At 59.4% G+C, this 18,408-nt stretch carries 19 protein-coding genes and 1 tRNA gene; 11 read left to right on the top strand and 9 right to left on the bottom strand.

Annotation, left to right across the window (positions count from 1 at the left end):
• Nucleotides 1-29: 29 nt before the first annotated feature.
• Entirely contained in the window at nt 30-302 is a 273-nt protein-coding gene (gene xseB / locus NZ740_05420; protein ID MCS6771449.1) for an exodeoxyribonuclease VII small subunit, read from the bottom strand.
• Nucleotides 299-1,588: an exodeoxyribonuclease VII large subunit gene (gene xseA / locus NZ740_05425; protein ID MCS6771450.1), complete on the bottom strand. Its 1,290-nt coding sequence runs from the start codon at nt 1,586-1,588 to the stop codon at nt 299-301. Before xseA ends, xseB begins: the two co-directional genes overlap by 4 nt.
• Nucleotides 1,589-1,696: 108 nt before the next feature.
• On the opposite strand from xseA, the gene rnhC reads away from it, so the two are divergent.
• Both rnhC and NZ740_05435 read left to right on the top strand, forming a co-directional pair.
• The gene (gene rnhC, locus NZ740_05430) at nt 1,697-2,716 is read left to right on the top strand and encodes a ribonuclease HIII (GenBank protein ID MCS6771451.1); all 1,020 of its coding nucleotides are present in this window, start codon (nt 1,697-1,699) and stop codon (nt 2,714-2,716) included.
• Nucleotides 2,713-3,600: a fumarylacetoacetate hydrolase family protein gene (locus tag NZ740_05435; GenBank protein ID MCS6771452.1), complete on the top strand. Its 888-nt coding sequence runs from the start codon at nt 2,713-2,715 to the stop codon at nt 3,598-3,600. The genes rnhC and NZ740_05435 overlap by 4 nt, the downstream gene beginning before the upstream one ends.
• On the opposite strand, the gene NZ740_05440 is transcribed toward NZ740_05435, so the two are convergent.
• Nucleotides 3,566-4,351, bottom strand: coding sequence for a formylglycine-generating enzyme family protein (locus NZ740_05440; GenBank protein MCS6771453.1), 786 nt, complete (start codon nt 4,349-4,351; stop codon nt 3,566-3,568). The genes NZ740_05435 and NZ740_05440 overlap by 35 nt on opposite strands.
• A 180-nt stretch (nt 4,352-4,531) precedes the next feature.
• Between NZ740_05440 and NZ740_05445 the strand changes: the two genes are divergently transcribed.
• Nucleotides 4,532-5,137: a hypothetical protein gene (locus tag NZ740_05445; GenBank protein ID MCS6771454.1), complete on the top strand. Its 606-nt coding sequence runs from the start codon at nt 4,532-4,534 to the stop codon at nt 5,135-5,137.
• Between the two features lie 141 nt (nt 5,138-5,278).
• On the opposite strand, the gene NZ740_05450 is transcribed toward NZ740_05445, so the two are convergent.
• Nucleotides 5,279-5,689, bottom strand: coding sequence for a hypothetical protein (locus NZ740_05450; protein ID MCS6771455.1), 411 nt, complete (start codon nt 5,687-5,689; stop codon nt 5,279-5,281).
• A gap of 69 nt (nt 5,690-5,758) precedes the next feature.
• On the opposite strand from NZ740_05450, the gene NZ740_05455 reads away from it, so the two are divergent.
• Both NZ740_05455 and NZ740_05460 read left to right on the top strand, forming a co-directional pair.
• Nucleotides 5,759-6,082 (top strand): hypothetical protein, encoded by a 324-nt coding sequence (locus NZ740_05455; GenBank protein ID MCS6771456.1) that lies wholly within the window; start codon nt 5,759-5,761, stop codon nt 6,080-6,082.
• 11 nt (nt 6,083-6,093) lie between these two features.
• Nucleotides 6,094-6,170: transfer RNA gene (locus NZ740_05460), tRNA-Ile, on the top strand.
• A 112-nt stretch (nt 6,171-6,282) separates the two neighbouring features.
• On the opposite strand, the gene NZ740_05465 is transcribed toward NZ740_05460, so the two are convergent.
• From NZ740_05465 to amrB, 3 genes are read right to left on the bottom strand one after another with little or no spacing between them, the layout of a single operon-like run.
• The gene (locus NZ740_05465) at nt 6,283-6,909 is read right to left on the bottom strand and encodes a M23 family metallopeptidase (protein MCS6771457.1); all 627 of its coding nucleotides are present in this window, start codon (nt 6,907-6,909) and stop codon (nt 6,283-6,285) included.
• A 31-nt stretch (nt 6,910-6,940) separates the two neighbouring features.
• Nucleotides 6,941-7,495: an AmmeMemoRadiSam system protein A gene (amrA, locus tag NZ740_05470; protein MCS6771458.1), complete on the bottom strand. Its 555-nt coding sequence runs from the start codon at nt 7,493-7,495 to the stop codon at nt 6,941-6,943.
• Nucleotides 7,482-8,276, bottom strand: a complete 795-nt coding sequence (gene amrB / locus NZ740_05475; GenBank protein ID MCS6771459.1) for an AmmeMemoRadiSam system protein B — start codon at nt 8,274-8,276, stop codon at nt 7,482-7,484. The genes amrA and amrB overlap by 14 nt, the downstream gene beginning before the upstream one ends.
• Before the next feature lie 93 nt (nt 8,277-8,369).
• Between amrB and amrS the strand changes: the two genes are divergently transcribed.
• A complete protein-coding gene (gene amrS / locus NZ740_05480; protein ID MCS6771460.1) occupies nt 8,370-9,449 on the top strand; it encodes an AmmeMemoRadiSam system radical SAM enzyme in 1,080 nt (359 codons plus the stop codon).
• Nucleotides 9,450-9,681: 232 nt separating this feature from the next.
• Here amrS and eno read toward each other — a convergent pair whose 3' ends face one another.
• Nucleotides 9,682-10,950 carry a phosphopyruvate hydratase gene (eno, locus tag NZ740_05485; GenBank protein ID MCS6771461.1) on the bottom strand — a complete coding sequence of 423 codons (1,269 nt, stop codon included), beginning with the start codon at nt 10,948-10,950 and terminating at the stop codon, nt 9,682-9,684.
• 187 nt (nt 10,951-11,137) lie between these two features.
• On the opposite strand from eno, the gene fba reads away from it, so the two are divergent.
• A complete protein-coding gene (fba, locus tag NZ740_05490; protein ID MCS6771462.1) occupies nt 11,138-12,181 on the top strand; it encodes a fructose-bisphosphate aldolase class II in 1,044 nt (347 codons plus the stop codon).
• A gap of 101 nt (nt 12,182-12,282) precedes the next feature.
• Here the strand turns inward: fba and NZ740_05495 are convergent, their stop codons facing one another.
• The gene (locus NZ740_05495) at nt 12,283-13,230 is read right to left on the bottom strand and encodes a GDP-mannose 4,6-dehydratase (protein ID MCS6771463.1); all 948 of its coding nucleotides are present in this window, start codon (nt 13,228-13,230) and stop codon (nt 12,283-12,285) included.
• Nucleotides 13,231-13,396: 166 nt separating this feature from the next.
• Here NZ740_05495 and NZ740_05500 point away from each other — a divergent pair, with 166 nt between their 5' ends.
• The 4 genes from NZ740_05500 (at nt 13,397) to dprA (ending at nt 18,396) form a co-directional block, all read left to right on the top strand.
• Entirely contained in the window at nt 13,397-15,505 is a 2,109-nt protein-coding gene (locus tag NZ740_05500; GenBank protein MCS6771464.1) for a glycosyl hydrolase family 57, read from the top strand.
• 62 nt (nt 15,506-15,567) lie between these two features.
• Entirely contained in the window at nt 15,568-16,650 is a 1,083-nt protein-coding gene (gene aroB / locus NZ740_05505) for a 3-dehydroquinate synthase (GenBank protein MCS6771465.1), read from the top strand.
• Nucleotides 16,634-17,260: a hypothetical protein gene (locus NZ740_05510; protein MCS6771466.1), complete on the top strand. Its 627-nt coding sequence runs from the start codon at nt 16,634-16,636 to the stop codon at nt 17,258-17,260. The genes aroB and NZ740_05510 overlap by 17 nt, the downstream gene beginning before the upstream one ends.
• A complete protein-coding gene (gene dprA / locus NZ740_05515; protein MCS6771467.1) occupies nt 17,257-18,396 on the top strand; it encodes a DNA-processing protein DprA in 1,140 nt (379 codons plus the stop codon). Before NZ740_05510 ends, dprA begins: the two co-directional genes overlap by 4 nt.
• The last annotated feature ends 12 nt before the right edge of the window (nt 18,397-18,408 follow it).

Genomic DNA, 18,408 nt, shown 5'->3' on the forward strand with positions numbered 1-18,408 from the left:
GACGGTAGACACTGTTGTGCTCGGAATGTTCAGCTCCCCGTACCGTTTGCGTCCGGCCGGATGTCAAACGGCTCGGTCCGGAGGGTCCCGGCTTCCTTCACGAGGATTTCGATCTTCTTTTCAACCTCATTCAGTTTTTTGTCGCACCAGGCGGCCAGGCGCATGCCTTCCTCAAAACAGGCCATCATTCGGTCCAGGCTCAGCGAGCCGCTTTCCATTTCCCGGACGATGGCTTCCAGCCGCGCCAGCGCGGTTTCGAAATCCGGGGGCTCCGCAAATGGCTTTCCGTTGGAATCAATCATTTTTGCTCCGAAAAGATAGATGAAACGTTGGACCAAATTTCTCCGTGAGAAAGTTTCGAGCGGATTCGTTCCCCGGGCGCAACTGTCGAGGCGTCGAGTAGGGGTTTGCCATCGGGCCCGAAGGTGATGCTATAACCGCGCGTGAGGACCGCATGGGGATCTAGAGCGCTAAGTTTTTCTGACGCGCGGTCGTGTCGGCGGCGAAGGCGCTGGAGCGCGACTTCAACGGCGCGGAGCGACCGCATGTTCATCTCGTCGACGCGCTGACGGCGGCTGATGCCGGCGGCCTCGAGCAGGCGGCCCAGTCGGTCGCGCGAGCGGGCAATCCTCTCCCGGTGCCGGGCCAGCAGGTTGGCCGGTTCCCGAAAGACGTAACTGCGAGACGCCCGCAGAAATCGGTTGCGCAGAAGGAGGGCCTGGCGCTGAAGCGCGTGGGTCAGTCGCCTCCTCCGGGTCCGCAACTCCTGCTGAAAGTCGGCTTTTGGCCGGACGACAAGTTCCGCCGCCGCAGAAGGAGTCGGTGCCCGAAGATCCGCGCAGAAATCACAGATGGTGAAGTCGGTTTCGTGACCGACGGCGGAGATGACCGGTATTCTCGAACGGGCCACCGCGCGAGCGACGACCTCCTCGTTGAAGGCCCACAAATCCTCCATGCTGCCACCGCCGCGGGCGACGATGATGACATCCGCCTCTCCGTGCTCGTTAAGAAGATCGAGGGCGGCCGCGATCTCCGAGGCTGCGCCGGCGCCCTGGACGCGCGTCGGCGCGATCAAGATTCGGCGATCGGGATATCGACGATTGAGGATATTCAGAATGTCGCGAATCACCGCGCCCGAGGTCGATGTGACGATGCCGATTGTTCGGGGCAGCAGCGGGAGACTACGCTTGCGGGATGCGTCGAAGAGGCCCTCGGCCTCCAGTTTCTTTTTTAGTTCCTCGAAGCGGCGCATCAAGTCGCCCTCGCCCGCATCCTCAACGCGCCGGGCGATCATCTGATACTGTCCGCGCTGCTCGTACACGGAGATTTCGCCATAAATGCGGACGCGGGCTCCGTCATTGATCAACGCGCGATATTCGGCGGGAGCGCGAAAGAGGACCACCTTGAGAACGGCGTGCTCATCCTTGAGGTCGAAATACACGTGGCCTGAAGGGTAGGCGCGGGCGCCAGACACTTCGCCCTCCACCCAGACAGAGCCGATCGTCTCTTCCAGAATCGCCCGGATGAGGCGGGTCAGTTCGACGACGCGGTAGATTTTCCGAGCAGTGCCGGGCAGTTGGGTCGTCATGGAGGCAGAGAATACGTCGAGTTTTGGGATCCGAAAACGGAAAATTCCCTCTCGGTCTGATCTGTCCACGGGTTGATGAACATTGCCGCCGTTTGATAGCTTCCACGCATGCCAAACAAGACCTCATTCACGATTCCGCTGAACCGCGAGCAGCAGGATCGGCTGATCAAGCTGTTGGAGTCCGGCCCGTACCGCCTGCGGGAAACCCCGCACACACGGATTTCGGTGGAAGGTCGGGATTGCAACATTTCGCTGTACACCAGCGGAAAATGCGTCGTGCAGGGGAAGGGTGCTGAGGACTGGGTTCTCTTCACGCTTGAGCCGGAGGTCTTGAAAGAGGCTCGCCTGGGCTACGAACACGTCTATGCGCCGGAAATGTTCGAGCAGCACCTCGGCGTTGACGAAAGCGGAAAAGGCGATTTTTTCGGGCCGCTGGTGATCGCCGCTGCCTATGTTGACGGCAAGCTGGCGAAGGCCTTCCAGAAGCTGAATGTAAGGGACAGCAAGCAAATCAAGAGCGACCGAGTGGCTGAGGATTTGGCCAAATCCATTCGCGACCTGCTCGACGGCCGCTATGCCGTGGTCACCATCGGACCACGCGCTTACAATCGCCTGTACCAGAAGATGCGGAGCGTCAACCGAATCCTGGCTTGGGGGCATGCCCGCTCGATAGAGAATGCTCTGGAGAAGGTGCCGACAGTCCGGCGGGCGGTTTCCGACCAGTTTGGGCCGAAGGAGCAGATCGAGCGGGCGCTGCTGCAGAAGGGGCGGGAGATCCGGCTGGAGCAGCGCCATCGCGCGGAGAGCGATCCGGCCGTAGCGGCTGCATCCATTCTAGCGCGGGCAGAATTTATTCGGACCTTGCGGAAACTGTCCGAGACCTACGGCGTCGCGATGCCGAAGGGCGCCTCCGCCAAGGTTCGCGAAGCCGCCGAGACTCTTGTGCGCAAACATGGGCCCCAAATCCTACTGGATGTCGCGAAATGCCATTTCAAGACGGCGGATGAAGTCCTCGCTGCCGCGGGGTTCGATCGGTCCGCGCTCGGGCCCGAAGGAGCAGCCACATCCCAACCGCCGGCGGACGTAGCCGCTTATCGGAAACAAGGCGAAAGGAAGGTTGAACCATGAAATTGGTGCGCTTCGGCCCGCCAGGGGAGGAGAGGCCAGGCATTTGGGTTGAGGATCGCGGAGAGCCGGAAATTGTGGATGTGCGCGGGATGGCGTTCGATATCTCCGACTACGACGCTCACTTTTTTTCGTGCTGGGGTCTCGATCGGCTTCGCGGCTTGCTCGCTGAAAAACAGCAGAAAAGAATACCCGCGGTGGGAGTTCGCCTCGGGCCGCCAATCGCGCGGCCCGCGAATCTCATTTGCGTGGGCAAAAACTACGCCGATCACGCCCTGGAGTTCGATGGAACGCCCCCCACGGAGCCGGTCCTGTTTTCCAAGGCCCCTACCTCGATGATCGGCCCGGCGGATCCGATCCGTATCCCTGCCGGCTGGAACGAAGTGGATGCGGAGGCCGAGCTTGGCGTCGTGATTGGCAAAACGGCGCGAGCGGTGAGGTGTTCTGAGGCGATGGCGGTTGTGGCAGGTTACCTGGTGGTCAATGATGTCACCGAGCGGCGTGCCCAGCGCGAAGGAGGACAGTGGTTTCGCGGCAAGAGTTTCGACACGTTCTGTCCGATCGGTCCATGGCTGGTTACGGCGGACGAGGTGCCCGACCCGCAGAATCTGTCCATTTCATCGCGACTCAACGGGGAACCGCTCCAGTCGGGCACAACGCGGTCGATGATCTTTAGCGTGGCCGACCTGATCGAATTCATCACGAGTACAATGACGCTGCACCCCGGTGACGTGATCGCGACGGGCACTCCATCGGGTGTCGGATTTGCAAGAAAACCGCCGAAATTGCTTCGCCCTGGCGACATTATTGAGATCGAGATCGAGCGGGTTGGGCGTTTGTGCAATCCGGTGGTCAGCGAGGCGAGCTTGGGCGCGGACGCGCAATGACGCGAAATCCTACATCAGCGTTGCGATAGGTTTTGAGGATTTGCGTGCGGCGCCAAACCCGCAACATCGCTTCCGAACGTTCGCTCCAGCTTCCGCCACAGATAGTCGCTTCGTCGCTGTCCGACGGCGATAGGCACCATTCAGCCACATTACCTGCCATGTCATAGAGTCGAAATGGGTTGGGCGGATAGCAAGCGATTGGTCGCATGCGGTTGAGATTGAATGCCGCCCGATTTTCCGGCGGAGTCCAGCCCCATGGGTACGGTGCAGCATGAAGCCCTCCGCGCGCGGCGTATTCCCACTCATCGGGTGTGGGCAGGCGAACATCCGCGTCAAGCTTCTGCGAAAGCCATTCGCAGTAGGCGACTGCGTCGTCATAGGAGACATGGGCCACCGGCTCGCGAGCCGCCAATGGCGCAAGACGGCCGGGCCGACCCGCAAATTGGGGCGAAAGGAAGGCGCGTCCAGTGTCGTTGAGGAAAGAGGCGAATTGAGCCGTCGTGATCTCCGTTCGGCTCATCCAGAAAGAAGGGATGAGCACCTCGCGTGGTTCCGGCGCCCCTGATTCCCGGCTGCCGAGGACCGCCCTGCCGCCGGGAATCGTGGTCCATGAGGGCAGGTCTCTGACTGCCCGAGTCTTGGGAGGTTTGCCCAAACGTTCGGTCTCGGGCAGACGGGTCTGCGATGCGGGCAGGCACGAGGTGCAGATCGCCACACATGCGATCGCAAAATAAGGAATCCATTTTGACATGAATGCCAATCATCTACTACATTTCGGACATCATTTCGAGGGCCGACCGCGAAACATACGAATGTGAGGTGACCCATGGATCTATCCCTTGTGTCAGCAATCGCTTCGGTGGCCAGCGCCATTTTCCTTCTTCTCCTTCTAATTCGACTTGGATCGCAAGCTGGGAGAGGTGCTTCGGGCGTGTCTGCCAAAGAACTCGGCGCTGAACTAGCGGGCGCGATCGATTCGGCGTTCAAGGCTCACGTACCGAACCCGGAAAAATTTGCGGCAGCCCAGGCGGCCGCGATTGAACAATCTCTCAAGAAGGCGGGTGAGGCGCTAGAAGGCTTGCATAAGAACTTTCTCGCCTCACAGCAACAGGCGGTGGAGAAGTGGACGGCCGCCGAGAAATCGGCGGTTCAACATCTGGAACAGGCGGCGAAATCCATCGAACAGGCCGCTGCCAAGATTCACGAGGCGTTGTCCGCCCACATTCAGCAGATGGAGAAAACGGAATCATCGGCCCGTGATCAGCTAAAAACGGCCCTGACTCAACATGTGGAGGGCCTCAGCAAGGCTTCATCGGCCATTGCGGCCCAGCTTGACAAAATCATGCAGCTTGAAAAAGACATCCAACAGGTCCTTCACATTCAACAAGTTGTCGACGGATCGATCAAGGCCGTCTCGTCGGCGGAAGAATTCAAAGCGACCTTGGCGGCGTTGCGGAAGCACCTCGAGCAATCGGACGCTCTCATTCGCGAAGCGACGAAGCCTCGAACCATTCGCCTGATCGAGCAGGAGGCGTGACCCGAAACTGTTCTGCTCTGGATGAAGGAAGGCATTTGCGGGGCGCCGACCTTTCACTTTTTCAGATAACTAGTTTTTGGTTCTCGCGAATGCGGATAGGGGAGGGCGAGTTGCTCGGCTGAGCCGTTATGAGCCCCGAGTTCAGGGAAACTGGGGGGCTCCCTTCGCGATGCCAACCCTGAGCGGATAGCGGATTTTCAGGTCGCCATCCAGCAGGATTTCCACCCAGTGAACCCCTTCCTGCTGGAACTCGACATTGAGGAAAATTTCGACGTTGGTCGCGGTAGCCTCCGAATTGGGAAGATTGACGGGGATGTTCTGGCCCTCGACTAACACGCTGACTTCATCCGGTTTGAGAATTCGGGTACGTTGTTGAAAGGTCCCCATCCCGCTGCACCACCGAGTGACCATGAAGAGGCGGGGATAGCGGGTCGGAAGGCTGGAGACCATGATGGCGTCGAAGAGGCCTATGAGAATAAATTTTCCGTTCCTCTCCTGGCGCACGTCGTCGCAAAGGATGGCGGCCTGAAGATCTGGCTGTATCGCAGTCATGAAACCTTTATCAACCATTGAATATCGGGTTCGCAAGCATCGTCCGACAAGTGATAAGGAGGCTCAACCATGAAAAAAATGCAGTTGGTATTGCTTCTGGGGGCCTGCCTGTCGATTCAGGCCCACTCCCAGGAAATCTGGTTTGTGGGCACGGGCAGGGACGCGCGGATCGGTTCGACCTGCAGATACCAGGCGCGATATGGAGCGGTTCCGGCGCGGGTGTATGTTCCAGGGCATTGGACGATCGTCGAGCGCCCCAACGGATCCTGCTATCGGAAATGGCAGCCGGGCCGGTGGGTTGATGTCGAGCGAAGGCCATGGGTTTGCCGTTGTCAGCCGGTGTGCGTCTCGCTTATAGATGAGCCCCGTTTTTCGAGGCGTTCCTGCCGGTAGGTCTATATCTCGGGCCCGTAGCTCAACTGGTCAGAGCAGGGGACTCATAATCCCTTGGTTACAGGTTCAAGTCCTGTCGGGCCCACCATTCGGCACGGCAAGGACTTGACGACAATAATCTCAACGGATCATGGCTTTCCGTTTTGAGAATTGATTCCGCCGAAAGCAGTCATCGTCTAGAGCAGCGGGAGCTCGGCGGGTCAAGAAGGTTGCTCCCTTTCGAGCGCTAGGCCTTTTCGTAGGAATTCAAGGGGGTCGTAGGCACGCCCTGTTTCGGACAGGACTTCAAAGTGGAGGTGGGGCGAGACGGCCATCCAGCGTCGGGCGTCTTCACTCCTGCTCGTCTGCCCCATGGGTCCTAGCAGCGTACCAGTGCGGAGCCTTTGGCCCGCCGTGACTGTCAAATCCGCGAGATGCGCATATAGCGTGTAGAACAAACAGTCGCCAACCCGGTGGCGGATCGCGACATACACACCGAGGTCCGACGCTTCAGGATTGGGGTTGGCTTCGACAACCTCACCCTCCACAACGGCATACACCTCGTCGACCGGAATCCAACCGTCTTCCTCAAAGGGATACTCCCGGCCGGTATGGCAGTCGGAGTACATCACCGTGACATTTTCACCGGAGGGTTCCATCCGAACCGGCGCAATATCCACTCCGCGATGGAACCGGCGCCCGCAGTCGCGTGTCCACCCAGGCATTCCATAGAGAGGGTTGGCACGAGTGCGGGCCACGTAGCGTTCAGGATGGCTGAACAGGCATCGGGAGCGGGTCGGCCAGGCCAGCGGCGGGACTAAAAACGGTATCGGGTCGAACGTTGTCACGTCGCCGGCGCGAAAAGACAACCGGTCGTTTTCAGAAGGATTCTGTCTCATACCGCCAAAAGCGGAGCGACGAGTCCCAGAAATCAAGGGGCAGTCCCGCTTTTCGTTTGAGGTGGCGCACAAACTCCGCGGGGTCGGGCAGATCTTGCCAAACAGAGGGCAGAAACGTCGCGCGGCGCCCGCTTCGCTCCAAAATCAGGCCATCGCGTCCAGGCCGCAACGCTGCAAGGAGCTCGGGTTCGGTTCGGCAGGCCAACGGCTCCCGCGCTCCGAGGACCGATATGGACAACTGGATCTGGTCGAACTCCAAGGGTTGAAGCGGTCGGAATCGCGGGTCCTCAAAGGCGGCTGCGTAGGCGTTTCGGCTGACGTCCTCGGCAAGCGGGCGGGTCGGTTCCAGCGAGCCGATGCAGCCGCGGAGCGCGGAATTCAACTTCAACGTAACGAACGAAGCCCCAGGCATCTGCAGAGCGTCCGGCTCCATCCGGATGTCGAGAACCAATGGGTGACGCGTCGAAAATCCTTCGCGAATGGAAGCAGCGGCGATTTCTCGGAGCCGATGCTTCGATGCCTCATCCAACGGCATAGGCCCCGTAGCCCACAACGCGGCCGCGGTCGCCTGCCGTATCGCCGGAATTTCGGAGGTCCAGCGTACGGATCTTTACTTTTCGCCTAGCCGCGACGTGTAGCAGCCCGAGGATCGGGAGCCAACCGCAGGCCCGGTCGGGTCCAATCCCATGAACATCACAGTTTTCAATCGCCCGGCTGGTTTCTGCGTCGACCCGACGCGCCTCGGCATACGGTAGGTAATGGCTGAGGTCTGAGCTGATGGAAAAAAATGTGCCCGGCATATCCCACAGCGATTCAATTAGTTCCGCAATATCCAGCGCCGAGGCATCGCCCACCACCACCGGCACGATGGGCACATCTCCCACGGTTTCCTGAAGGAAAGGCAGGTGCGTCTCGAGCGAATGTTCATATCGATGAGCGCCGTCGTGCACGGATACGTAGGGCTTTTGCTGAATCATTTCGCAAACGGCCGAATCCACCGGTAGGAGGCCGAGGGGCGTGGCAAAAAAATGCGCCGAGGGGAGGGCAACACCATCAAAAGCGACGCGGTGGGACGGTCCGATCAGAACCACGCGCTCAGCGTGTCCTTTCAGCTCGCTCCACGCACGGAAGGCGGAGCCTGCGACTGGACCCGAATACATGTATCCCGCATGCGGCGCGATGACGGCCTTCGGCGGATGGTCGGATCCGAAACCGTGGTCGAGGTATCGCCGAACTGCGTAGTGTAATTCGGCGCCATCTTCCGGGTAGAAGGTTCCTGCAACAGCCGCCTTCCGAATGGTGCTGTGCTGGATCATATCAAAAGGGTCTATACCTACTCTGTTGCCTGTTTACAAAATTGTCAAACCTGACAGCGAGGTTGACTTGATGTAAGCTAATGATTGGTGAAGATGCACGTTCCGAAGGTTTGGCCGACGCGCTACTGGGAGGTCTTACCCAACGGCCGCGTTCAATGCAATGTCTGCCCCAACCATTGCCGGTTGGCGGAAGGCCAAAGAGGCGCTTGTTTTGTCAGAATGAACGTCGGGGGCGAGGTCGTGCTGACCACCTATGGCCGGTCCAGCGGTTTTTGCGTGGACCCGATTGAGAAGAAACCGCTGAACCACTTTTTGCCGGGCACCTCTGTTCTTTCGTTCGGAACGGCCGGCTGCAACCTCGCCTGCCGGTTTTGCCAGAATTGGGACATCAGCAAATCGCGAGAGATGGACACCTTGGCCGACGAGGCGACTCCCGATCAGATCGCTGAGGCGGCCGTCCGGCTCGGATGCCCGAGCGTCGCCTTCACCTACAATGATCCCGTCATTTTTTTGGAGTATGCGATCGATGTAGCCAAGGCTTGCCACGCCAGGGGAGTGAAAACGGTTGCCGTGACGGCAGGCTACATGTGCGACGCCCCGCGACGCGAATTTTACGCCCATATGGACGCCGCCAACGTTGATTTGAAGGGGTTCACCGATGAGTTCTATCAAAAGATTTGCGGTGCCCGTCTCGACAATATTCTCGAAACGCTCATTTACCTGAAACGCGAGACCTCGGTTTGGTTCGAAATTACGACTTTGTTGATCCCCGGGGCGAATGATTCCGATGAAGAAATCGACGAGATGACGAAGTGGGTCTATCGCGAACTGGGACCCGATGTTCCGCATCATTTCACGGCGTTTCATCCCGATTACAAGATGCTCGATGTTCCGCCAACCCCGCCTGAGACCTTGAGCCGCGCCCGACGCATCGCGATAAACAACGGACTGCGCTATGTGTACACGGGAAATGTGCACGACGAAGCCGGGGGGAGCACATACTGTCCCGATTGCGGCTCCGTCGTGATCGGCAGAGATTGGTATCGAATCACACGCTGGTCCTTGTCGGAGCAGGGCACGTGCCGCCAGTGCGGGGCGCGGATTCCGGGCGTTTTTGAGGCGGCCCCCGGCACGTGGGGGCCGCGTCGCCGTCCCGTACGATTAGCTCACTGACCTTTGGACAGCCGAAAGCTCCGGCTCGCAGTAGCGGGATTGAGCCGATATCGATCTACTCCTCCCAGCCAGATTGTTCTAAGGGCAACGGTTGCCAGACCCTATCGCCGATTTTCAAGAACAACCGCACCCGACGGGCATGAGGACCGATCGGTTACGACCTCACCGACAGAGATTTATCGCCCGGCCGACGCGCCTTGCACTCCGGCGCTGGTGAACGCTCTCGTGTCGTTCAAATTCCGTAGCGCGCCGACTTGCCGAGCATCTCCTCGATGCGGAGAAGCTGATTGTACTTGCAAATGCGGTCCGTGCGGCTCAAAGAGCCTGTCTTGATCTGGCCGGCATTGGTTGCCACGGCAATATCGGCGATGGTCGCATCTTCCGTTTCGCCGGAGCGGTGACTGATCACGGCTGTGTACTTCGCCCGCTTGGCCATCTCCACGGCTTCCAGCGTTTCCGTCAGGCTGCCGATCTGGTTGACCTTAACGAGGATCGAGTTGGCCACACCGAGCTCGATGCCCTTTTTCAGGAACTTCGTGTTCGTCACGAACAGGTCATCACCGACGAGCTGGCAAGTCGCGCCCAGTTTGTCGGTGAGCAGTTTCCACCCTTCCCAATCGCCCTCTGCGCAACCGTCTTCGATGCTAATGATCGGGTATTTCTTCACCCAGGCGGCCCAGTATTCGACAAGTTCCTCCGCCGAGCGGGATGAATTGTCGGACTTCTTGAAGACGTATTTTTTCTTGGCCTTGTCGTAAAACTCGCTGGAGGCGACGTCGAGGGCGAGGAAGATTTCCTTGCCCGCCTTATAGCCGGCATTTTCGATTGCCTGCAGAATCACCTCGATGGCGTGCTCATTCCCCTTTAGTGCGGGAGCAAATCCGCCTTCGTCGCCAACCGCGGTGCTGAGCCCGAGTTTTTTGAGAACCGATTTCAACGAGTGGAAAACCTCCGCGCCCATTCGAAGCCCTTCCGAAAAGGACTTGGCGCCTTTAGGAACGATCATGAACTCCTGAATGTCGATCGGCGCGTCGGAGTGGGCGCCACCGTTCAGAATATTCATCATCGGAACTGGAAGGACGCACGCGTTCGTGCCGCCGATGTAACGGTAGAGCGGCATGTCGAGTTCATTCGCGGCAGCATGGGCTGCGGCGAGAGAGACCCCCAAGATCGCATTCGCCCCCAATTTCGATTTGTTCTCCGTTCCATCCAGTTCGATCATGGTGCGGTCGATGCCGATCTGATCGGTGACTTCGTGGCCGACGAGGGCCTTGCGGATGGGTCCGTTTACATTGGCAACGGCCTTCTGTACTCCCTTGCCGAGATAACGCTTCTTGTCGCCGTCACGCAGCTCGATGGCCTCGTGTTCGCCGGTTGAAGCGCCTGAGGGAACGGCTGCACGACCTTTGACGCCCGAGGCGAGGTGGACGTCCACTTCAATCGTCGGATTGCCGCGTGAGTCGAGAATTTCCCGCCCAACAATGTGAATAATTTCAGACATAGTAGCTCCTGTGGTTTGGGAATAACTGCTCCGGCAACGTAGGGAAGCGCCTAGAAGAATGCAAGAGCAGCCGCACTCGCGCGCCATCGGGGGAAACCTGATCCGCCTGTGCGCCGGTGGATTCCAATTGACCGCCGTGGAATCGAGTTCTATGAAGTAATGAACCGAGCAAACGGAGGACACTTACATGCCACTCGTTCCGATGCGCGTCCTGCTGGACCATGCGGCTGAAAACGGCTACGGGCTCGCCGCGTTCAACGTCAATAATATGGAGCAGATCCAGGCGATCATGGAGGCAGCCCGCGAAACGAATTCGCCGGTCATCATCCAGGCTTCTCGCGGCGCCCGCTCCTATTCTCAGGATAATTACCTGCGCCACCTGATGCTCGCGGCCGCGGAGTTGTATCCGAATATTCCGATCGCCATGCATCTTGACCATGGCAACAGTCCTGCGACCTGTCAGAGCGCGATCATGAACGGGTTCACGTCGGTCATGATGGACGGCTCCCTGTTGGAAGACGGCAAAACGCCCGCTCCCTATGAATACAACGTGGCCGTGACGAAGAAGGTCGTTGAAATGGCGCACATGGTTGGGGTTTCGGTCGAGGGCGAGATCGGCGTGCTGGGCTCGTTGGAGTCCGGCATGGGCGAGAAAGAGGATGGCCACGGCGCCGAGGGCAAGCTCGATCACTCCCAACTGCTGACCGATCCCGACCAGGCGGCGCAATTCGTCGCCGAAACGGGTGTTGACGCGCTCGCGGTCGCGATCGGCACGAGCCACGGGGCCTACAAGTTTTCACGGAAACCGGACGGCGCGGTCCTCTCGATGGAGACCATCAAGAAAATCCATGCGAAACTGCCGAATACACACTTGGTGATGCACGGAAGCTCGTCGGTCGAGCAGTACCTGCAGGACATCATCAACAAATATGGCGGCAAATTGAAGCCGACATGGGGCGTGCCCATCGAGGAAATCCAGCTCGGCATCAAGCACGGGGTTCGCAAGATCAACGTCGACACGGACAACCGCCTTGCGATTACGGGCGCCATCCGGAAGGTGCTCGCGGAATCACCGGAAAAATTTGATCCGCGGGATTATCTGAAACCGGCTCGCGAGGCCATGAAAAAGGTCTGCATGGACCGGATGATCGCGTTCGGTCAGGCTGGCCATGCGGACAAAATCAAGCATGTAACGCTGGTCGACATGGCCCGTCGTTACGGATACAAATAATTTTCGATACGAGCTATTCTGCGACACGCAAACGCCCGCCGGACTTCCGGCGGGCGTCTTTTTTGGATCGGCTAGAGACTGGCGGGCGTGTGTCTGGCGCCTCACCGGTTGAGAATGGATCTTTGCCACTCCACCTGCGCCCGGATTCCCTCGTCGAATGGCGTGGCGGGATTGTATCCGAGCAGGCGGCGCGCCTTTTCGATATTAGCAGCGGTGTGCTTCTGATCGCCGGGTCGAGGCGGTTTACGTTCGATGTTCACTTTTTTGCCGACAATGGCTGCGACTTTTTGGATCACCTGATTGAGGGAAACAATTTCACCGCCCCCGACGTTGAACACCTCGCCGACCGACACGTCTCGCTTCTCTGCAGCGAGGATCGTCGCCGTTACGCAATCCGACACGAACGTGTTGCTTCGGGTCTGTTCGCCATCCCCATACAGCGTGAAGGTTCCGCCTTCCAGCAAGGTCCGGATGAGGATGTGATAGGCCATGTCGGGCCGTTGGCGGGGTCCGTAGACGGAAAAGTAGCGCAGAATCGTAACCGGGAGATTGAAGTTGGCTTCGAAGGCCCGGCATAGGTGCTCGGCGGCGAGTTTCGTGATTCCGTAGGGCGAAAAGGGACGCAGCGGGGCGTCTTCGCCCTGAGTCGCCTCCCTGCCGTAAACGCTGGAGGTCGACACATGAATGAAATGCGGCAGCTTTACCGCGCGGGCGGCTTCGAGGAGCCGGAGCGTGGCATCGCAATTGCACGTGTTGTAGAGCGCAAAATCGCTCCAGCTTTTCATGAGGCCCGGCATCGCGGCGAGATGGAACACAACGTCGCAGCCATCCATCAGGGAAGTGAGGTCGGCCGATCTTAGGTCGAGTTCATGAAACGAAAATCGGGACCTGCCGCGGAGAGTTTCGAGATTCGCTTCCTTCCGTTCGCGAGGGTAGTAGGGGATGAAAGCATCGACACCGATAACGCTGCACCCTCTGGCCAATAGGGCCTCACACAGATGGGAACCGATGAAGCCGGCAGCGCCCGTGACCAAACATCGTGTAAACATGCGGGCACCGTAGCAAACGCGCGTCTCCGCGTCAAAATGCGCCCGTTGCAGGCGCCGAAAATTCGCGAGACAAGCCAGTGGCGGTGTGTAACTGGCGCCGTGGAGTTTCAGGGCAAAACGCGGAATCGATTGTCAATCTCAGACATCCAGCGATAGATTCGAGGTCATGACGTCATTTTCGATTCGCTCCGTTGAATATCCGGCCCGGTTGTCTGTGGATGCCGCCACTGGCCGAAACCCCCCGTTTTCCGTGACCATGGTTACGGATGCGCCAGTTCCGTTCCCTCAAATCATCATCTGGGAAGGTTCGAGGCAGCATCTTTTTCGAGATAAAGCGATCCGTCGGGAGGCTAAACATCGCTATATTGCAGACATACCGGCCGGTTTGCTGGGACCTGGCCGTTATACAATTCAAGCCGAGGGGTGTCGCAAGTCGGACCCCTCGACCGCCGGCGCGTCCGACTGGGTCAAAACCTATCTCGAGCTGGTCATCGAGCTGCCGAAGCCGCAGGTGGAGATATCGGCGGCCCGTGCCTCGGCGGATGGCGTAAAGATTTACTTCGCCATTCACAAGCACATGCATCAACCCTACTACCGCGCCGCCGACCCCCAGTATTGGGACGCGGAGAAGACCAGTATTTTTGATCAGCGAACGGGACCTTATACGACCTTTATACCCGCTGCGGTGCGCCAGTATCACGAAGCGGGGTTACCCCACGCGGGGTTGAGCACGAGCTGGAGCGGCAGCCTGATCGAGCAGCTAGACCGCTGCGAGCGCGAGGGGCTCTGCTACGGCCACTTCTCGGGTTGGAAAAATGAGTTGCGCCACTGGGCCGCCGCGAAAACGAGCCTGGGAAACCCGCGAATCGATTTCACCTCGTTTGGATTTTTCCACCCCCTCATGCCGCTGATTCCCCCGCGGGATATCGTTCGGCAAATTCGAGAGCACCGCCGCATCATCGAGGAAACGTTCGGTGTGCCGGCGTCTACGATCCTCTTTCCCCCCGAGACGGCGTTTCATGTCCGGATGATTCCGGCCCTGCGCGATGCGGGGGTTGAGGCCGTGATCTATGACAGCATTCACCGGGCGCGCAGCTGCCGCAACTATCCCTATCCGGGCCCACAAGAGGGCATGTTGCCGCCGAGTCCTGCCGATCAGGAAAATCCGCCGGCCCCCGATTGGATCCAGCTTCACGGCGTGTGGGCCGCCTCGAAAATCAGCCCGTCGCTATTGAAGCCGGAATACATCCGCTATGAAGACCCGGATGGCAAGATCCACACGATCCTCGGAATTCCGGCGGAGCGTTATCTGGGAAATGAGGATGCCCGCGGTGGATTCGGCGCGCTGAACTACCCCTCCGTCTTCGCCCAGCTTCATGATGCCATCGTCCAGCACAACGTTTACGATCCAAAGCATCCGCCGTTCTTTGTGCTCCACTCCGACGGCGATAATTACGGGGGCGGAGCCGACAGCTATTACCGCCACAACACGGGACAGCTCGTCAAATGGCTGCAGACCGATCCACGCTTCGAACTGACCACGATCCGGGATTATCTTCAACGGTTCCCACCCGATCCCTCCGTGACGGTTCACGTGGAACCCGGCGCGTGGAGCGGCGCGGACAACGGCGATCCGCAATTTTCCAAGTGGTTCAGCCGCTACCGCGATCCCTATTCGCCGGACCTGAATTCATGGGCCGTGTTGACCGCGCTCCAAAACGCCGTGCACACCCTTGAAGACGCTAGCCCAACAGCCGCCTCGTTGCCGGAGGCGCAACGGTTGATGCTCACGGCGGAAACAAGCTGCTACTGGTATTGGACGGGGCAGGACATCTGGGACCACCAGGTTACGGAGGCCGCAAACCGCGCGCACGCACTGATCAAAGCCGATCTTGGCGCCGTTCTTCAAACGGGCAGGGATTCGACGGGCCCAACCATTTTTCCGCCGTGGATTCTGCCCGAAATTCCCGGCGGGAAAACATGGGGATCGGGGGGTCTTTGGGATGCCGACCGCCGCGGAACCGTCTTTACATTCATCAGCGATGTCTCTGGCGTTCGATCGGCAAATCTCGTCTTGAGGGCCGGTTCGAAGGAACAGGTTTTGCCGATGCGGGATTGCGGTCCATATCCGAGCCGTACAAATCCCACGGCCATTGCCCGGTTGTTTACTTGCGAAATGCCGGTGGGCGCCGGCATTGTGAAATACTACATCGAAGCCGTAGACGAGCGCGGAAACCGTTCGCACTCCGCACTAGAACGCGCGGCGCTTCTTTGAGTTTGAGCATCTGCTGGTTGTTATGAAGCGCAAACGGCTTTCGACAGTTTGAGGTGTTATGCATGGACGTGATGGTTGATCTCGGGCCCCGCAGCTATCCAATTCGGATTGGCCGGAACGCCCTGGAGGACCTGCCGGCGCTCTGCCGGGAGCGTATTCGGGCCGATCGCATGCTGTTGGTATCCGATGATACGGTCGATGCGCTTTATGGAGACCGAGTAGTTTCGCTTCTGGAATCTGCAGGCTTCAGGGTTGCGCGCGTTCGGGTGCCGCCTGGAGAGGAAACGAAGTCCATCCACTGGTTCGGGCGTTTGTGCGAAGCAGCGGCCGAAGCGCGGTTGGACCGGCATTCCGCTGTGGTGGCCTTGGGTGGGGGAGTCATCGGCGATCTGGCGGGCTTTGTTGCGGCATCCTATGCCCGCGGCGTGAAGCTGGTACAGGTCCCGACGACCCTGCTGGCGATGGTTGACAGCGCCGTGGGGGGCAAGACGGGAGTCAACCTGCCACAGGGAAAAAACCTGGTTGGGGCCTTTCACCAACCCTCTCTGGTCGTGGCGGACCTTGAGCTGCTGCGAACGCTGCCGGCTCGCGAACTGACGGCCGGCCTTGCGGAGGTGGTCAAATACGGCGTCATTCGGGACGCCGATTTCTTCGCGTATCTCGAGCAACATATGGAATCGATTCGGGCTGGAGACCTTGAAATCCTCGAGCGGGTCGTTGCCCGAAGTTGTGAAATCAAGGCGGCCGTGGTGGGCGCAGATGAACGCGAGTCGGGCGAACGCGCGATCTTGAATTTCGGCCATACGGTCGGCCACGCGCTGGAGCAGGCCACCGGATACAGCGCGTTGCTACACGGCGAGGCGGTCGCCATCGGCATGGATTTCGCGGCCCGGCTCTCGGTCCGACTTACGCATCTGCCCGCTGCCGATGCCGGCCGAATTCGGGCGCTTCTGCGGCGCGCCGGGTTGCCGACGGAGCCGCCCGATATTCCGTGGGTAGACATCCGCCGAGCCATTTCGGTCGACAAAAAAGGGGCGGGCGGCGTGCCGAAATTTGTTCTCGCGGAGGCGATTGGGCGCGTTCGACATGGAGTCGCCGTTTCCGACGAATTGCTCGAGGAGATTTGGAATGCCCGGGGTGAATGAGGCCATCGCGCGCGAATTTTTCGAGGCGCAGGGTTTTTTGATTCGACAGCCGATCAAATATCTTGTCACCGCGCGGCCCAAGCAGCCGAACGAGGAGATCGATTTTCTGGCGATTCGTCCCGGCTCCGGGATTGAGGCCCCGCCGACCGGCGCCAAGGTCATGGCTGTATCTGACCTTACGTCTGTGACCCGTGCGGTTGTCAGCGTTCGGGGTTGGCATACCGAGCGCTTGGACCCATCGAAACTCAGTTTGGCGCCGGAACTCGTCAACTTCACACAGGAGCCCGCCATGCGGAGGGCCCGTCAGTGGCTTGGAGAAGGGCCGATCACCAGAATTTTGTGCATCTCCGGTTTACCGTCGAGCCCGCACCTCCGGCAGAAAACCCTTCAGTTTCTTGCGGAAAAAGGGGTGGATGGGATCCTTCTGTTTCCGCTGATGCTTCGGACGTTGATTCATCTCGTCGAACGGAACAAAAACTACGAGAAATCGGATCTCTTTCAGACCCTGCGAATCCTAAAAATCTACAAGCTGCTGGCGGACGAGCAGATGGAACTTTTCCCTCCGCGCCGCGTTCGCCGCCGGCCAGTGAATTCGGGGGACAGTCCATGACCCGACGCGAGGCGTTCATCGCGCTCAACATGATCGATGATCTGGGTCCCGTGCGCGTACGTCGCCTCCTGGAAGCGCTAAAATCGCCCGAGGCGGTCTGGCAGGCGGACGAGGAGACGTTGTGTGAAGTAGAGGGCATCGGGCCGGAGCTTGCTCGGAGAATCCTCACTCAGCGGAATGAGGTGGATCCCCTCGAGGAAGAAAGCCGAGCACGGCGCATCGGCGCGCGGATCATTACCCAGGAGGAACCCGAATATCCGGAACAATTAAAAACCATTTATGATCCGCCGCTGGTTCTGTACGTTCGCGGTTCGCTTGAAAAGCGGGACCGCCAGGCGCTCGCGATCGTGGGAACTCGCAGCCCGACGCACTACGGCGTTTCGATGGCGGATCGCCTCGCGTATCAGGCAGCGAAAGCCGGCTTCACGATCGTTAGCGGTCTCGCCCGCGGGATTGATACCGTCGCGCACAAAAGCGCGTTGAAGGCGGGTGGCCGAACCCTTGCGGTTCTCGGCAGCGCCCTCGATAGGCTCTATCCGTCGGAAAATGCAGAGCTCGCCGACCGCATCGCCGAAAATGGCGCGGTCATCAGCGAATACACGCTTGGGCGGGAACCGGATCGATCCACTTTCCCCTACCGAAATCGGATCGTGAGCGGTCTCAGCATGGGTCTCGTCGTGGTTGAAGCCGATTTGAAGAGCGGGGCTCTCATCACGGCGAACGATGCGGTGGAGCAGGGGCGCAGCGTCTTTGCCGTGCCGGGTCGTGCCGATACGCCGCACGCGCGGGGGTGCCACAAGCTCATCAAGCAGGGCGCCGTGTTGTGCGAAGGCATCGATGATATTTTGGATGAGTTCGATTTACTTCTGCCGGAAGCCCGAGCACGGGTCGACCGCACCATGCCGACCCGACCTCCTGTGAACCTGTCACCCGACGAGCAGGCAGTCGTTCGAGCGCTCTGGCAAGGCCCGCTCGACGTGGACTCGCTTGCCAGGGCCTCCGGCGTTCCGATCGCCGGCCTCAACGGATTATTGCTCGGGCTTGAGATGAAGAAGGTGGTTCGCGTTCTACCCGGACGCCTTGTTGATTTGTGGGAGGGACTGCGCGCAGAAGCGCCCGTTGTCCGGGGAGATTGACATTCGAAGCAG

This window comes from Kiritimatiellia bacterium (assembly GCA_025054615.1).
GTDB lineage: Bacteria > Verrucomicrobiota > Kiritimatiellia > CAIVKH01 > CAIVKH01 > JANWZO01.

Bases quoted from the DNA above. Each gene is read 5' to 3' on its own strand.
- xseB (MCS6771449.1), bottom strand. From the start codon at position 302: ATGATTGATTCCAACGGAAAGCCATTTGCGGAGCCCCCGGATTTCGAA.
- xseA (MCS6771450.1), bottom strand. From the start codon at position 1,588: ATGACGACCCAACTGCCCGGCACTGCTCGGAAAATCTACCGCGTCGTC.
- rnhC (MCS6771451.1), top strand. From the start codon at position 1,697: ATGCCAAACAAGACCTCATTCACGATTCCGCTGAACCGCGAGCAGCAG.
- NZ740_05435 (MCS6771452.1), top strand. From the start codon at position 2,713: ATGAAATTGGTGCGCTTCGGCCCGCCAGGGGAGGAGAGGCCAGGCATT.
- NZ740_05440 (MCS6771453.1), bottom strand. From the start codon at position 4,351: ATGTCAAAATGGATTCCTTATTTTGCGATCGCATGTGTGGCGATCTGC.
- NZ740_05450 (MCS6771455.1), bottom strand. From the start codon at position 5,689: ATGACTGCGATACAGCCAGATCTTCAGGCCGCCATCCTTTGCGACGAC.
- NZ740_05455 (MCS6771456.1), top strand. From the start codon at position 5,759: ATGAAAAAAATGCAGTTGGTATTGCTTCTGGGGGCCTGCCTGTCGATT.
- amrA (MCS6771458.1), bottom strand. From the start codon at position 7,495: ATGCCGTTGGATGAGGCATCGAAGCATCGGCTCCGAGAAATCGCCGCT.
- amrB (MCS6771459.1), bottom strand. From the start codon at position 8,276: ATGATCCAGCACAGCACCATTCGGAAGGCGGCTGTTGCAGGAACCTTC.
- amrS (MCS6771460.1), top strand. From the start codon at position 8,370: ATGCACGTTCCGAAGGTTTGGCCGACGCGCTACTGGGAGGTCTTACCC.
- eno (MCS6771461.1), bottom strand. From the start codon at position 10,950: ATGTCTGAAATTATTCACATTGTTGGGCGGGAAATTCTCGACTCACGC.
- fba (MCS6771462.1), top strand. From the start codon at position 11,138: ATGCCACTCGTTCCGATGCGCGTCCTGCTGGACCATGCGGCTGAAAAC.
- NZ740_05495 (MCS6771463.1), bottom strand. From the start codon at position 13,230: ATGTTTACACGATGTTTGGTCACGGGCGCTGCCGGCTTCATCGGTTCC.
- NZ740_05500 (MCS6771464.1), top strand. From the start codon at position 13,397: ATGACGTCATTTTCGATTCGCTCCGTTGAATATCCGGCCCGGTTGTCT.
- aroB (MCS6771465.1), top strand. From the start codon at position 15,568: ATGGACGTGATGGTTGATCTCGGGCCCCGCAGCTATCCAATTCGGATT.
- NZ740_05510 (MCS6771466.1), top strand. From the start codon at position 16,634: ATGCCCGGGGTGAATGAGGCCATCGCGCGCGAATTTTTCGAGGCGCAG.
- dprA (MCS6771467.1), top strand. From the start codon at position 17,257: ATGACCCGACGCGAGGCGTTCATCGCGCTCAACATGATCGATGATCTG.